This window comes from Stenotrophomonas sp. STEN030 (assembly GCF_056759995.1).
Genome location: NZ_JBRREB010000021.1, coordinates 35,127 through 48,456, shown reverse-complemented (window position 1 = coordinate 48,456; position 13,330 = coordinate 35,127). Strand labels below are relative to the sequence as shown.

The following is a 13,330-nucleotide window of genomic DNA, read 5'->3' as shown; positions in this document are numbered from 1 at the left end:
CCGTATGCGGGAACCCTTGGCCAGGACCGACACGCCCATTCCCGCACCCGTGCTGCACGAAGCGGCCGAATGGCTGCTGCGTTTCCGCGAAGGCGATCTCGATGCCAAGGAGCGCGCGGCCTGGCAGCGCTGGCTGTCCAGCAACGACATGCATGCGCGTGCCTGGCAACGTGCGGAGCGCTTGACCGGCCTGCTCGACGATGTGCCCGGCACGGTAGGCAGTGCGCCGTTGCTTCAGGCGCGCCGTACTCTGCAGGGGCGCCGCGCGGCGTTGACGGCGATCGTGGGGATGATGCTTGGTGCGCCGCTGGCGCGCCTGGCCTGGCAGCGCGAGCCTTGGCAGCATCTTGTTGCGGACAGCAGCACCGCCATCGGCGAGCGCAGCGCGTTGCGGCTTGAGGATGGCAGCGAACTGCTGCTCAACACCGATACTCGGATCGCCGTCACCTTCAATGAGCAACAGCGACAAGTGCAGCTGCTGCGTGGCGAGTTGCTGTTGCAGACAGCAGCCGATGATCGCCTTCCAGCGCGACCGTTGCTGCTGCAGCTGCGTAACGCGCATCTTATTGCTCTGGGTGCGCGCTTCGCCGTGCGGATGTGGGATGACCATGCGCGCGTGGCGGTGGAGCAGGGCGCGGTGCGGATCCGCCTCGGCGATCGCGGCGATGTCACACAAGTGGTGAGCGCAGGCCAGCAGGCGATCTTCAACGTAGCGGGCATTGGCCCAGTTACTGCGCTACAGCGCAACAGCGTGGCCTGGGTACAAGGCGTGCTGCATGCCGAGGCCATGCCGCTGGGCGAGCTGCTGGGCGAGCTGGCGCGTTATCGCAACGGCGTCGTGCGTTGTGATCCGGATATCGCCAATCTGCTGGTATCCGGCCTATTCCAGCTGGACGACACCGATACGGTGCTCGCCCTGCTGCAGGCGGGGTTTCCGCTACGGGTGCGCTATCGCAGTCGCTTGTGGGTGATGGTCGACCCCGCCTGAGACCGGGATGTCCCTTTTTGCCGGTTGGCCGGGCAAGGAAGTGAACCCTTTCAATTCCTTTCTGTCACGGACCTTGCCATGTCTTCGCGTCCCCCTGTTGTCCGAACCTCGCTGGCGCTTGCCTGCCTGGTCGCGCTTTCGCTGCCATTGCCACAGCTGGCCCTTGCCCAGAACGGCGCAACCGCTGTTGGCGAAAGCAATGTGAGCTTCAATCTTCCGGCCGCGCCATTGGCGCGGGCATTGAACGACACTGCGACCGCCGCCGGTGTTTCGTTGAGCTATGACCCGGCGTTGGCCGCAGGCCGCTCCGCGCCCGCTTTGCAGGGCCGCTATACGGTGCGCGCAGCGCTTGCGCGACTGCTGCAGGGCACCGACCTGACGGCACGCGAAGTCAGCCCGGGCGCGTGGAGCATCCAGCGCGTGGCCGGTGCCGACAGCGACGCCGTTGTGATCGGCACGCTGCGTGTCGGTGGTGAGCGCTCAGCCGATCCCACTGGCATCGAGCGCGACGAGCGCGGCTACGACGATGTGTACGATCTCGATCTGTCGACCGTGTACGCCGGGCGCGAGCAGATCGAACGCTATAAAGGCGCTGCACCGGCCGACATCTTCAAAGGCATGGTCAACGTCTACAGCGGCGACGCCCGCAACAGCGGCGCGCTGGACCCGAACATCCGCGGTATCCAAGGCCCGGGCCGGGTGCCGCTGACCATCGACGGCACCGAGCAGGCGCTGACGGTCTGGCGCGGCTACATGGGCGCCAACAACCGCAACTACATCGATCCCAGCCTGATCGGCGGCATGCAGGTCATCAAGGGTCCGGCGATGGTGCGTGGTGCCAACACTTCGGTGGGCGGCGCGGTGCAGATCAAGACGCTGGACGTCGACGACATCCTGCTGGAAGGCGAGAGCTTCGGCGGTGAGCTGAAGATGGAGGCCAGCGACAACGCCATCGATCCGAAGTTGCCGGCTTTGTTGACCGGCAAGCCTGTTGGCAGCGTGCCTGGCTTCCCGACCAGTCCGGTCAATTTCTATGACCCGACCCTGTACCAGCATCCACGCACCAGTGGCAGCGGCAGCTTCGGCAATGATCAGGCATGGCGCCTGGCCTTGGGCCTGCGCAAGGACAACTTCGACCTGATGGCGGCCTACGCCTTCCGCGAGAAGGGCAACCACTTTGCCGGCAAGCATGGCAGCTCGTTCTATGACAACGCGCCCACCAACAGCTGGGACTATGTTCCTTACCTGGCCAAGGTCTATGTGCCGGGTTCGGAGATCCTCAACTCCTCCAGCCGCATGGAGTCGTGGCTGGTCAAGGGCACCTGGCGCTTGAGCGACAGCCAGGTGCTGCAGCTCAACGTGCGTGACACGCAGTCGCGCTATGGGGAGATCATGCCCTCGCGCATCCAGTGGGCCAGCACCGTCACCGACGGCATCCCGCAGTGGCCGCTGAGCCAGGTGGATGCGCGCTCGGTGAACCTGGAATACAAGTGGCGCCCGGGCCTGGACTGGGTAGACCTGCGCGCCAACCTCTGGCGTACCGATACCGACAGCGCGACCTATAGCAGCGGCGGTCTGCCCAACGATCGCATGAACTGGTACAACGACGTCGACAAGGTCTATGTAACGCCAGATCACTTCCGCAATACCGCAATAGCCAACGGAAAGAATGCGCGTACGGGTTTCTCGTTCGACAACAAGATGCAGTTGCACGAAAGCCTGGACCTGACGGTCGGTGGCAACCTGCAGAAGGAAACCCTGAGCTCCAAGGACGCCTACAACGATCCGGAGATCACCGGCTATTGGCGTGGCAAGCCGCGCGCTGGCTGGCGTCGTGAGTACGATCTGAGTGCCTTGTTCGAATGGCGGCCGATCGACAAGCTGCTGCTGAGCGCCGGCGTGCGCTACCAGAACTGGCAGTCGTTCGATGAATTCCTCGCCCGCCAACAGCGGGCCGGCGTACTGCCGACCAGCAGCCAGGAGTCCTCGGGCCGGGTGATGAAGTGGAGCACGCTGGAGCACTACACCCAGGCCGAGATCGATACCTCGGTCGAGCAGATGACCAGCCTGGTGGAAAGCCAGTGGTCCTTCTACGAGGAATTCTTTGGGTATACGCGCGAGCAGTTTGTGGCGGAAGTGCTGAACCCATCGCTCGACGAAGTTCGCAGCCGCACCACTTACACCGCCAACAACGAAATGCTGTGGAAGCACGATGGCCAGGGCCGTTACAACCGCGCCGACAATCCCTGCATCAACGGCGCCATCGACTTCAGCAACGTGGTGCTGAGCGGTAGCAGCAAGTGCTGGTCTGATGGCCCCTATCCCGGCCAAAGCGTCAATGGCGAGTTGATCCCCTTTGCCACCGTCGACAACACCGCACGCAGGCAGCGTGGCGCTGGCTGGGTGCCGTCGTTCGCGGCGACCTATGAGTTCAGCGAACACAGCCGCGTCTATCTGCGTCACAGCCAGGTGCGCCGCTTCCCGGCCTTGTTTGAAAGCACGATTGGCTTCTCCAGCATCCAGGACAGCTACGGACTGAAGCCGGAACATGCGTTCAATACCGAGTTGTCGTGGGTGCAGGACTTCGGTCAGATGCTGGATGGCAATCCGCTGGCGGACCTGAAGATCGCCTACTACCACCACCGCACCCGCGACGTGATCGAGCGTAGCCCGCAGCTGACCTTCTCCAACATCGACGAGCAGACCATTCGTGGCGTCGAGGTGCAGGGTCGCTTCGACAACGGCCGCTTCTTCACCGACATCAGCGGTGCCTGGAACCTGGAAAACCGCGTCTGCGATGAGCACACCGCGATGTTGCTGGACAACACCGGTGGCGTCTCCAACTGCGTGGAAACCGGCTTCGTCGGCGGTTACCTGGTGACCATGGCGATTCCGCGCTACACCTTCAACTGGACGGTGGGCACGCGCCTGTTCGACGGCAAGCTGGAGCTGGGCAGCCGCATTGTCCACCACGCGCCGCAGGAGAGTGTGTTCAAGGACAACTACGGCAGCCAGTCGGCGACGATTTCCTATTACCTCAACACACCGTTGCAATGGGGTCGCATCACCACTTATGACGCTTACGCCACGTGGCGCGTCAATGACCGCGCCACGGTCGAAGTGGTGGGCACCAATCTGGGCAACCTCTACTACATCGACCCGCTGACGCGGTCGTCCATGCTGGCACCGGGCCGCACGCTGAAGGCGAGCTTCAACTATCGGTTCTGATCCAGTGCGGCGTGCTTGAACACGCCGCATGCAACAAAAAGCCCGCTCGGAAGTGACTCCGAGCGGGCTTTTTGACTTTTGTTGCGAGCAATTTCCAACAAGGACGCGATGTCGTGCACGCAGCAAGCCGGAGAGCAGGCTTGCGTGGAGAGTCCCAGCAGCTATTGTCTGCGAATGAAGAATTCCACCGGCGTGGTGATCTGCACGGGGTCGCCTAGCACTTCATCCGGCGGCGACGGCAATGGGCTGGCGCGCTGCACGGCGTCAAGTGCTTCATCGTCGAGCAAGGCATTGCCACTGCTACGGGCCAGTCGCGTCCACTGCACGCCGCCCATGCGGTCTACCGCGTACTCGACCATGCTCACGCCTTCGCTGCGACGGCGCTGTGCAGCACGCGGGTAACGCTTATGGCGCTCCAGATGCGCCAGTACACGCGCCTGCCAGTTTGCCTGCGACGGGTTTACCACACCGGACGATGATTGCCGGGCGCTGTACTGGTTGCTGCTGGGCGCCAGCACGCTGGGTGGCGCACTTGCTTGTTGTACTTCGGCGCTTGTGGCCGACGTTTGTGCCTGTTCGCGCTGGTCGGAAGCCGGCGGTGGCAGCGCCGCGTCCGCTGCCTGGGCGGGCGAAGGCGGAACCTCAGCAGCCGTCGTTGCTGCGTTCGCCAGTGCTGGCTGTGCTTCGTGCTGCTGTTGCAGGGGGCCCGGCGCCAGATCGGTCGGTGGCGCAGGTGGTGCGCTCGCCTGTGGTGCCATGTCCACCATCACCGCTTCTGGTGGCGATGGCGGGGCCAGCGGTGGAGATCGCGATGACCAGAAAACTGCGCCGCCCACAGCCAGTGCATGCACGCCAAGCACGATGCACAGGCTGCGGCCCCAGCGTGGGCCATCGGGCATGCGCGATGTCGGCTTCATGGTGCGGTTTGCTCCAGACCGACCAGCGCGACTTTGAGATAGCCGGCAGCACGCAGGCTGTTCAAGGTGTCCATCAGGTCGCCGTAGGCGACACCCTTGTCGGCGCGCACGAAGATGCGTTGGTCGTGGTTGCCGGCGGTGAGCGTGTCGAGGGCTGCTGGCAGCGTGGCCGCGCTGACCGGGTCCTGATTCAGTCGCAGCGACAGATCCTGCTGCACGGTCAGATATACCGGTTCATCGGGATGCGGCTGCGGCTGCGCGGTTGACGCCGGCAGGTCGACCGCGACATCCACGGTGGCCAAGGGTGCGGCGACCATGAAGATGATCAACAGCACCAGCATCACGTCGATGAAGGGGGTGACATTGATCTCGTGGTTCTCGTCGGGGAGTTCATCCTGCTCGTCGATCCTTATCGCCATCTCAGGGCGCTCCGCACGCAACGGCCGCGCGGTGGTCGAGGTCGCGCGAGACCAGTTGCTGCACACTGGCCGATAGGTCGCCGCTGTCACCACGCAGCGCTGCCAGCTGCCGGCTCAGGTGGTTGTAGATCACCACGGCGGGGATCGCAGCGACCAGTCCAAGGGCCGTGGCCAGCAATGCCTCGGCGATACCCGGCGCGACCACGGCCAGATTGGTGGTGTTGGCCTGGGCAATGCCGACGAAGCTGTTCATGATGCCCCACACCGTGCCGAACAGCCCGACGAACGGCGCGGTTGCACCGATGGTCGCCAACAACCCGGTGCCACTGCGCAACTGGCGTGCATGCGCGAGCTCGATGCGCTGCAGGCGCGAGCCGACGCGCTCCTTGATGCCATCGGTATTGCCAGCGTTCGGCGAGCGTTGCAACTCGTCCTGTGCCTCGGCCAGCAGCGCTGTAGCGATGCTGCTTTCCTGTGCCGGCGTCGCCAATGCTGCTGGCAGGTTCTCCGCCAATGCGAGCGCGCTGCGTGCGTTCTGCATGCTGCGCGCCTCGTTCTGCAGCTGTCGGCGCTTGGCCACCAGCACCGTCCACGTTGCCAGTGAGGCAATCGCCAGGCCGATCATCACCGTCTGTACCACCCAGTCGGCATGCAGAAACATCTGCCACGGGCTGAGATTGCTGGGCAAGTTGGTTGTCATTGGTGCTCCTGGATGGTCGCGCGGTCAGCTGCCGACGGCATGTCTGTTTGCTGGAGCGATGGCAGCAAGCCAGCTGCGCCCAGCGCCGACAAGGTGTTGTAGAAGGCGCTGGTGGAGACATGCATGCCGCCTTGTTCCAAGGACGCGGCATGCAATAGTTGCGGGCTGAGGCGACCGTGTGCGGCCAGCACCAACGGCGCCAGACGCAAGGTGGCGATCCGCGCCGATGTCACTCGAATGCCGGCGCCGCGCAGTATCGCCGAATGGATGTTGCGGGCTGGTAGCGGCAGACCGCTGGATGTTGTCAGGGGCATGATCGATATCCTCAGTGGATGAGCGCACGCGGTGCGGGACGCGACAGCACGTAGCTGGCGCTGGCGATGAAGAACAAGCCGACGCCCAGCGCCAGCTTCCAGCTGGGGTGCGCCGTGCAGAAGAAAATCAGGTAACCCACGGCCATGCCGAGCGCGGCAAAGGTCTTGCCTTTGGTGCTTACTGCGCCTTGCTCGCGCCATAGGCGCAGGCTGTGTCCGTAGCGTGGATGCTGCAGCAGGTAGCGCTCCAGCCGCGGCGAGGAACGCGCGAAGCAGGCCAGGGCCAGGATCAGGAAGATGGTGGTTGGCATTACCGGCAGCAGTGCGCCGATGATCCCCAGTGCCAGCATCCAGCAGCCCGCGCAGAACCATAGCCAACGCATCAGGGCACCGGCACCGGGTCGGTATGAAGCTCGTCTTCGACGTAGCCGCGCACGCTCTGGAACGCCTCGCGTGCGCCTTCCACCACCAAGGCTTCCTGTTCGGCCGCCAGTGGAGCCGCATCCAGCGCGGCGGTGAAGCTGCGCCAATGCCGCGCGGCGCCGTCGGCATGCGCGGCCAGGTGGCGTGCACCGAAGTCAGCGTGTAGCTGCAGTCGGTAGCGCGCCAATTTGAACAGCACGCTGCCACCGAGGTTGGAGCCTTCGGCAACGTACAGCCAACCCAAGGCATTGGGCAGGGAGATGTCAGCGTCCACCAGCGGCGTGCTGTGCGCTGGAATATCGCTGCCCAGATCCTGCAGATCGCTCGCGATCTTCGGCAGGCGTCGGCGTTCGGCAAGGTCGGGAATCAATGCCAACAACCCTTGATGGGCGTAGAGCGCATCAATATCGCGGTGGAAGCGGTACTGCACGCGCAGGAAGCGCGTGAAGCTGTCGCGGCTTGCGAAGATGTCTGCGGCCATGACCCGCTTGTCCAGGCTGTCATGGGTGCTGTGGGTGGCCGCCTTGAGTTGCTGGCTGCGTGAAATGACGGTGCTGTTCTCTTTCATATGCAATTCCCGGTAGTGCAGGAAACGGTTGGGGGTCAGAAACTGCGTTCCAGCTTCAGGCTGGCGGTACTGCGGTCATAGCTGTAGAGCCAATCGACATTGCTGGACACCACGTTGTAGCGAAGGCTCAGCAAGGGCGTGAAGCCGGCGAAGGCGAGGCGATTGGCTTTGATGATCAGCGTGTAGTTGCGTTCGTCGTCATCGCGGCGGACGCCGAGCATTGGGCTGTAGAGGTCGTAACTACGGCGGCGATAGGAGGCGAACAAGGTGTGGCTGAAGCCTTCCGGCCACTGCAGGGATGCGCCGATACGCGCGCCAACCGAGCGGTAGCTGTTGCTGCGGTCGCGCGAATCGCTGTCCAGTGCATCGATGCCACCGAAGGCCATCCAATGACTGCCAAGACTGCGGAAGTAGGTGGCCGAGGCAGTGCGCTGCACGCCGTCGAGATTGAGCGCGTAATCGCGCTGTCGATAGCGCAGATCCTTCCAATCGGCTTCCAGCTTCAGCATGGAGCGTTGGCCCGGCGTCCAGCTCCATTCGGCATGCACGCCCGGCGCGCCAAACAAGGCGCTATTGCCCAGCGCGTAGTAGTCGAACGACGGTGCCAGCGCGACGTTGTGGTGCGCACTGCGGAAGCTGTAACCGGTCTGCAGCGCCGCGTTGAGCTCGTTGTAGGCGCTGTTGTCGCGGTAGTTCTGGCCGAATGCGATTGCGCGCAGGTAGACGCCATGATGGCCGCGCAGTGCGTGGCGTTTGATGAGGGTGGCGTCGTAGTCGATGCCGGTAGCGGTGATGGCCTCGGGCAGCTTGCGTTCGATCAGGCAGTCGCCGGTGATCAGCAGCAACAGACAGGTACGGCTGGCCGAGGTGCGGTTGGCGTTGTCGGTCCAACTCGGTCCGGCCGCATACGAGCCGCTCCAGCGCTCACGCTGCGCCAAGGCCCGACGGAAGCTGGCGATGGTGGTGCGCACGCCCTCGGTCTTGGAATCGTTGGCATCGATGCTGGCGTCGACATCGGCGAACAGCGCGTCGGCTTCGCGATCCTGCTGGTCTTCGAACAAGGTGCGGGCCAGCTCAAGCTGCGCTGGCATGAAGTCCGGTTGCAGGGCGAGCAGGGCGCGGTACTCGGCGATCGCCTGCGCGTGCTTGCCCTGCATGCGCAGCAAGCCGCCCTGTGCGTAGTGCACCAGCAGTTTGTCGTGGTCGGGCAGGGTCAGGTATTCGTTGAGGAAATGCGCCGCCAGGTTCCACTGCCGCTGCTGCAGCGCCAGATACAGGGCACGGCCGACATCGTCGACATTGTGGCCGATCACGTGGCGCTCACCATCGATGGTCAGCGTCGGGCGCTCGGCATCCAGTTCGTCCTTGAGCAGCTCGCGCTCGCGGGCCTGCGCTTGCTGGTCGATATGCTGGTCCAGCAGGCGGCGGGTATCGGCCTGTTCCTGTGCCGCGCCGGTGGCGGGCAGCAGCAGGCCGGCCAGCAGCAGGGCAGCTGGAAGCGCGAAGACAGACCGGCGTCGACGGTCGGTGGGAGAACGAGAATGCATGCAATGGCCATCGAGGGAGGCAAGGATTGGCGGACGCTGGCTGGTCCTTGCCGTTAGCAGTCGAATTACAGCGTTTGACGGACAGACCTATCCGTTAATTCTTGGTGCCGCCCCAGGCGATGCCCATGGCTGGAATGCCGAAATCGACGATGCCGGCGACGGCGGCCGCGCCGGCACCGAAGAAGTCGCCCTTCACTGCACCGGTGGCAAGAACGACGTTGCCCGGGGCTATCCATTGCCCGGCGCTGGCTGCATCAAAATGACCACTGGTGTCGAAGGCGATCTGGCTGCCGCTGCTGCCCAGACGGATCTGGGTTGCGCCAACCGACAGGTCACCATGGAAGGTGCGGCTGCTGAAGTTGGCGGTCAAACTGCCGGTAAGATGGGTATTGGCGCCGTAGCGATGCAGACCGGTCAGGGTGTAGCCAACCGCAGTACCGGTGGCAGCGGTATAGCCGGTCTTGTCGCCTACGTAATAGACCTGACGGTTCTGGTAGGTGGGGCTGCCGGTGTTGCCATTGGTAGACCATTCGCCAAACCAGACATCGCCGCTGCCAACTTTGACGAAGCTGAAGCTACCCAGGCCGTTGTGCGCCGGGTCGTTTGGGTTGCCTGGCGTGCCTGGAGTGATCGGATCGTGCAGTTGGTACGCAGTCATGCTCGGGGTCAGCGTGGTCGCGGTGCTGGAGGGAGCCAGGCCTTGGAAGTCGACTTTGATGCCCATGGCATAGTTGGAGATGCCGATGCCCGCTTTGCCGGCGGTGTGGGGGCCGAACGGAACCTGGGACTCACCAACACTGATGTACGTCGAGGGCGAGGGATTGGATTGGGTACCGACGATGTTGGCGGCCATTGCGGAGCCTGCCGCTGAAACTACGGTCAGGGTAAGGGCGAGTTGTGAGATGCGTTTGTGCATTTTCATGATCATGTGTCTCTTGGTGTGATGAAGGAAAAAGCAGGACTGCAGTGATGGTTCGGGTTGCGGTGGACTCCTTAGTTGCTACGGGAAAATCAGAACCGTGCGGTCACGCTCAGCTTCAGCGTTCGGCCCGGTGCGGGTAGCAGCGAGCGGGTGGCCGGGTCGGCGTAGTAGCGGTTGCTGAGGTTGGTGCCGGTCAGCTCCAACTGCACGGTGTCGTTGACGCGGTAGCTGGCATAGGCGTCGAACAGCCAGGTCGTATCCCAGGAGAACGGCACGTTGAACACCGCAAGGTTCTGGTTGGTGACGGCGGCAAATGCCTCCAGGTCGCGGTTGGGTTTGCGGCGCTGGTAATAGACAACGCGCGCGCCCAGCTCCAGCCGCTTGTCCAGGAAACGTCCACCCAACGACCAGTTGGCCGAGGTCTCCGGCGAGGCCTGGGTTAGCAGCCAGCTGCCTATGAAGCCCTGATCGACGCAGGTTGGCGTGCCGGCGACATTGGGGTCGATGGTGATGGCGGTGTGCTCATCGCAGACCTCGTTCTTCAGCGTGTGCGCCACGGCGAGATCAGTGAAGAAGCGGCCGTTGTCATAGCGGCCCTGGAACTCCACGCCTTGCACGAGCTGTTTGTCGATGTTGCGGAACAGGAAGTTGTTATCGCGTTCGACCAGGTCGTCGGTGCGGCGGTGGTAGTAACTGAGCTTGACATCGGCGATCGTGTCATCGCCCAGCAGATGCCCAAGTTCCTGAATATAGCCCAGCTCGTAGCTGTAGGTGTGTTCGGGCTTCAGGTCGCGGAATGGGCTGACGCTGGCGCCGAAGGCGATGACGCTCTCAAACATATTGGGGTAGCGCAGTGCCTCGTTATAGCTGAGGTAGGCGCGGCTGTAGTCCGAGAACAGGCCGGTAACGGTAAGCGACGGGGCCCAGCCGCCATCACGACGCTTCTTCGCCACGGCGTACCTGGAAGCGATCGGGTTGGCAGTGTTGCCGATCCTGCAGTTCCCGCCCTCGAACAGATCGGCTACGCCGGCCAGCGCGCCGTTGCTGCAGGGGTTGTCTGCGCGGTGGAATCTACCTTCGGCGTCAGGGCGCCATTCGATGGTGTTCTCTTTGGCTGCATTTTTTATGTTGGCGGCGACGTAGTCCGCTTCGCTTATCCCTGCTGGAACGCTGAACATCTGGCAGTAAAACGGCATCGTCGCGCACAGCTGATAAATACCGCGGCTTTGTGCTTCGGCTTTGCTGCGCTGCTCCGCAGACAGGGTCCGGTAACTGGCCTGATAACCGGATACCGAGCCCAGGAACTTGTTTGGGTGGTCAGCGAGGAAATCGTCATACGCCCAGTACGAGGAGTAGCGGGCGCCAGCATTGATCTTGATGAAATCTGCCGGACGCCATTCAAAGTTGAAGTTGGCGTTCCATTCCTCGCGGCGGCCGGCGCGCGGGAACATGCGCCACGCCGCCGAGGGACCGATGTACTCATCATGCGAGCGCAGCTTCTCGTGCTGGAAGTCACCGCCGACAGTCAGGTCCAGCGTATCGCTGAGCCGGAACAGATTGCTCAGGGTCAGGCCGTTGCGGGTATTGGTGGAATCATCCAGCGCGCCGTTCATGACGATCGGCTGGGTCACCGCATTCCAGTAGTTCGGGTAGCTGCCGGCTGTGTTCGCGTTGCTGTCGGTATCGGTGCGCCACAGGTTGGCGTACAGGTCGATCCAGCGGCTGCCCTGCGGCTGCCACTTGTATTCCAGGTTGTAGGCGGTGGAATCGACCCGGCTCAGTGACCACTGCGGCAGGCCGAGCGCGGTACGGTTGATGCGCGACGGCATGATCTCGCCGTAGTGCGACAGCGTGTCGCGGTAGCCGAAGCGCAGCACCTGGTCGGGCGTCGGGTTCCAGGTGGCTTTGAACAGCCACGATTCCATCTGGCTGGAGGTATTGGTCACCTCGTCGCCCGGACGCAGGCGGCTGGCCATGGTGATGATGTAGTCGCCGGCGCCGATGTTCTCCACCGGCTGCGAGTAGTAGCCGGCGCCGCGCTTGCCGGCGAAGTAATTGCCGCGGTCGCGGTAGGCATAGGCGCCGAACAGGCTGAGCGTGTCCGACTTCCAGCCCAATGCCAGCCGATAGGCGTGGTCCTCGCCATCGAAGACGTTGTAACCGCCGCCACCAGTGTGCGGTTGCACGCGCAGGGTCGGGTCGTTGGCCGGGCTGCCGGTGGCCAGTTCCGGCACGTCGCGGTGGTTCATGCCGGTGTAAAGCCGGCCAGGCAGACGGGGTGCTACCGCGTTGCTGCTGCCTTCGATCTTGAACTCGCCGCCGAACGATTCGCCTTCCGGCACCACATCGTCCACATCCAGCGTCTTGATCACCACGCCGCCACCGATGCCGGTGGTGACGTTGCGGGTCAGCGACGGGCCCTTGAAGATCTGCATGCCGCCGATCAGGTTGGGATCGACGTAGTTGCGGTTGCCGATGCCGTTGTAGCCGCGCCAGGCGGTAACCGCCTGTTCGGTACCATCGATGGTGACCGGCACTCGCCCCGGTCCCTGCACACCACGGATGTTCACATCGAGCGCGCCGCTGTTGCGGGCATCGCCACTGAACACGCCAGCGACGCCGTTGAGCAGATCCGAGGGCGTCGCGCCCTTGTAGCGTTCGATTTCGGTGCGGCCGAGATACGCCGTCGATAGGTCCAGATCATAGACATCGTCCTGGCCACGCAGATCGCGTTGTGCGCCGGTGGCCTCGATGCCTTGCTGGCCGGTCACACTCAGGGTGCCGGTGACGATGGGGGTACTCGCGCCGGTGGCCGCGGCGCCGCTGCGTGTCACCACGGCGGTGCCGGGTTCGCGCCATTGCCAGGCCAGTCCGCTGCCGGCCAGCAGTTGATCCAGCGCCTGCGCTGCACTGAGTTGGCCTTTGATGGCCGCACCCTGCAGCCCGCCGACGTCGCTGGAGACAAACAGGATGCGCACGCCGCCTTGGTCAGCCAGGCGCGTCAGCGCGCTGTCCAAGGGCTGTGCGGGGAGATCGAATGCGACGCTTTGGGTGGGGCCATTGGCGCTGCTGCTTTGCGCGGCGGCATATAGCGGTGCGTTGAGTGCCAGGGCGATGCTGGCGGCGAGCAGGGCGGGCAGTCGCGAAGAACGACGAGGAGGGCTGAAAGGGCTCATGGATCCGACGGGGAAATAGGAAGAGGACGCGCGGATGTACCGGCGTTGACTTTATGAGAATAAGTCTCATTCCTATAGACGGCCGTCGCGGGCGAAACTTGCAGCGTCAGCAGCAAATTTTTTCCCTG

Annotated in this window: 11 protein-coding genes; 2 read left to right on the top strand and 9 right to left on the bottom strand. The window is 63.6% G+C overall.

Translation table 11 applies throughout. From position 1 onward, the window contains the following. Nucleotides 1–4: 4 nt before the first annotated feature. Together ACVOLR_RS09235 and ACVOLR_RS09230 are read left to right on the top strand one after the other, a co-directional pair. The gene (locus ACVOLR_RS09235) at nt 5–988 is read left to right on the top strand and encodes a FecR domain-containing protein (protein ID WP_481536194.1); all 984 of its coding nucleotides are present in this window, start codon (nt 5–7) and stop codon (nt 986–988) included. A gap of 78 nt (nt 989–1,066) precedes the next feature. After that, on the top strand, nt 1,067–4,216 hold the full coding sequence (locus ACVOLR_RS09230; RefSeq protein WP_481536193.1) for a TonB-dependent receptor: 3,150 nt from the start codon (nt 1,067–1,069) through the stop codon (nt 4,214–4,216). A 161-nt stretch (nt 4,217–4,377) separates the two neighbouring features. On the opposite strand, the gene ACVOLR_RS09225 is transcribed toward ACVOLR_RS09230, so the two are convergent. The 9 genes from ACVOLR_RS09225 to ACVOLR_RS09185 all read right to left on the bottom strand — a co-directional run bounded on the left by ACVOLR_RS09225 (nt 4,378) and on the right by ACVOLR_RS09185 (nt 13,202). Then, nucleotides 4,378–5,133 (bottom strand): energy transducer TonB family protein, encoded by a 756-nt coding sequence (locus ACVOLR_RS09225; protein WP_481536192.1) that lies wholly within the window; start codon nt 5,131–5,133, stop codon nt 4,378–4,380. Then, nucleotides 5,130–5,552, bottom strand: a complete 423-nt coding sequence (exbD, locus tag ACVOLR_RS09220) for a TonB system transport protein ExbD (RefSeq protein WP_481536191.1) — start codon at nt 5,550–5,552, stop codon at nt 5,130–5,132. Before exbD ends, ACVOLR_RS09225 begins: the two co-directional genes overlap by 4 nt. A 1-nt stretch (nt 5,553) precedes the next feature. Next, nucleotides 5,554–6,252 carry a tonB-system energizer ExbB gene (gene exbB / locus ACVOLR_RS09215; protein WP_481536190.1) on the bottom strand — a complete coding sequence of 233 codons (699 nt, stop codon included), beginning with the start codon at nt 6,250–6,252 and terminating at the stop codon, nt 5,554–5,556. Beyond that, nucleotides 6,249–6,566 carry a hypothetical protein gene (locus ACVOLR_RS09210; protein ID WP_481536189.1) on the bottom strand — a complete coding sequence of 106 codons (318 nt, stop codon included), beginning with the start codon at nt 6,564–6,566 and terminating at the stop codon, nt 6,249–6,251. Before ACVOLR_RS09210 ends, exbB begins: the two co-directional genes overlap by 4 nt. Nucleotides 6,567–6,577: 11 nt before the next feature. Then, nucleotides 6,578–6,949: a YbaN family protein gene (locus ACVOLR_RS09205; protein ID WP_481536188.1), complete on the bottom strand. Its 372-nt coding sequence runs from the start codon at nt 6,947–6,949 to the stop codon at nt 6,578–6,580. Then, nucleotides 6,949–7,557, bottom strand: coding sequence for a biliverdin-producing heme oxygenase (locus ACVOLR_RS09200; protein WP_481536187.1), 609 nt, complete (start codon nt 7,555–7,557; stop codon nt 6,949–6,951). The genes ACVOLR_RS09205 and ACVOLR_RS09200 overlap by 1 nt, the downstream gene beginning before the upstream one ends. 35 nt (nt 7,558–7,592) lie before the next feature. Beyond that, complete coding sequence (locus tag ACVOLR_RS09195; RefSeq protein WP_481536186.1) at nt 7,593–9,104, bottom strand: surface lipoprotein assembly modifier; 1,512 nt, start codon at nt 9,102–9,104, stop codon at nt 7,593–7,595. Nucleotides 9,105–9,198: 94 nt separating this feature from the next. Continuing rightward, the gene (locus tag ACVOLR_RS09190; RefSeq protein WP_481536185.1) at nt 9,199–10,026 is read right to left on the bottom strand and encodes a HupA family protein; all 828 of its coding nucleotides are present in this window, start codon (nt 10,024–10,026) and stop codon (nt 9,199–9,201) included. Nucleotides 10,027–10,115: 89 nt separating this feature from the next. Continuing rightward, a complete protein-coding gene (locus tag ACVOLR_RS09185; RefSeq protein ID WP_481536184.1) occupies nt 10,116–13,202 on the bottom strand; it encodes a TonB-dependent receptor in 3,087 nt (1,028 codons plus the stop codon). Nucleotides 13,203–13,330 lie beyond the last annotated feature (128 nt).

Coding starts and splice junctions, on each gene's coding strand:
- ACVOLR_RS09230 (WP_481536193.1), top strand. CDS start 1,067: ATGTCTTCGCGTCCCCCTGTTGTCCGAACCTCGCTGGCGCTTGCCTGC.
- ACVOLR_RS09205 (WP_481536188.1), bottom strand. CDS start 6,949: ATGCGTTGGCTATGGTTCTGCGCGGGCTGCTGGATGCTGGCACTGGGG.
- exbD (WP_481536191.1), bottom strand. CDS start 5,552: ATGGCGATAAGGATCGACGAGCAGGATGAACTCCCCGACGAGAACCAC.
- ACVOLR_RS09185 (WP_481536184.1), bottom strand. CDS start 13,202: ATGAGCCCTTTCAGCCCTCCTCGTCGTTCTTCGCGACTGCCCGCCCTG.
- ACVOLR_RS09210 (WP_481536189.1), bottom strand. CDS start 6,566: ATGCCCCTGACAACATCCAGCGGTCTGCCGCTACCAGCCCGCAACATC.
- exbB (WP_481536190.1), bottom strand. CDS start 6,252: ATGACAACCAACTTGCCCAGCAATCTCAGCCCGTGGCAGATGTTTCTG.
- ACVOLR_RS09200 (WP_481536187.1), bottom strand. CDS start 7,557: ATGAAAGAGAACAGCACCGTCATTTCACGCAGCCAGCAACTCAAGGCG.
- ACVOLR_RS09195 (WP_481536186.1), bottom strand. CDS start 9,104: ATGCATTCTCGTTCTCCCACCGACCGTCGACGCCGGTCTGTCTTCGCG.
- ACVOLR_RS09190 (WP_481536185.1), bottom strand. CDS start 10,026: ATGAAAATGCACAAACGCATCTCACAACTCGCCCTTACCCTGACCGTA.
- ACVOLR_RS09225 (WP_481536192.1), bottom strand. CDS start 5,133: ATGAAGCCGACATCGCGCATGCCCGATGGCCCACGCTGGGGCCGCAGC.
- ACVOLR_RS09235 (WP_481536194.1), top strand. CDS start 5: ATGCGGGAACCCTTGGCCAGGACCGACACGCCCATTCCCGCACCCGTG.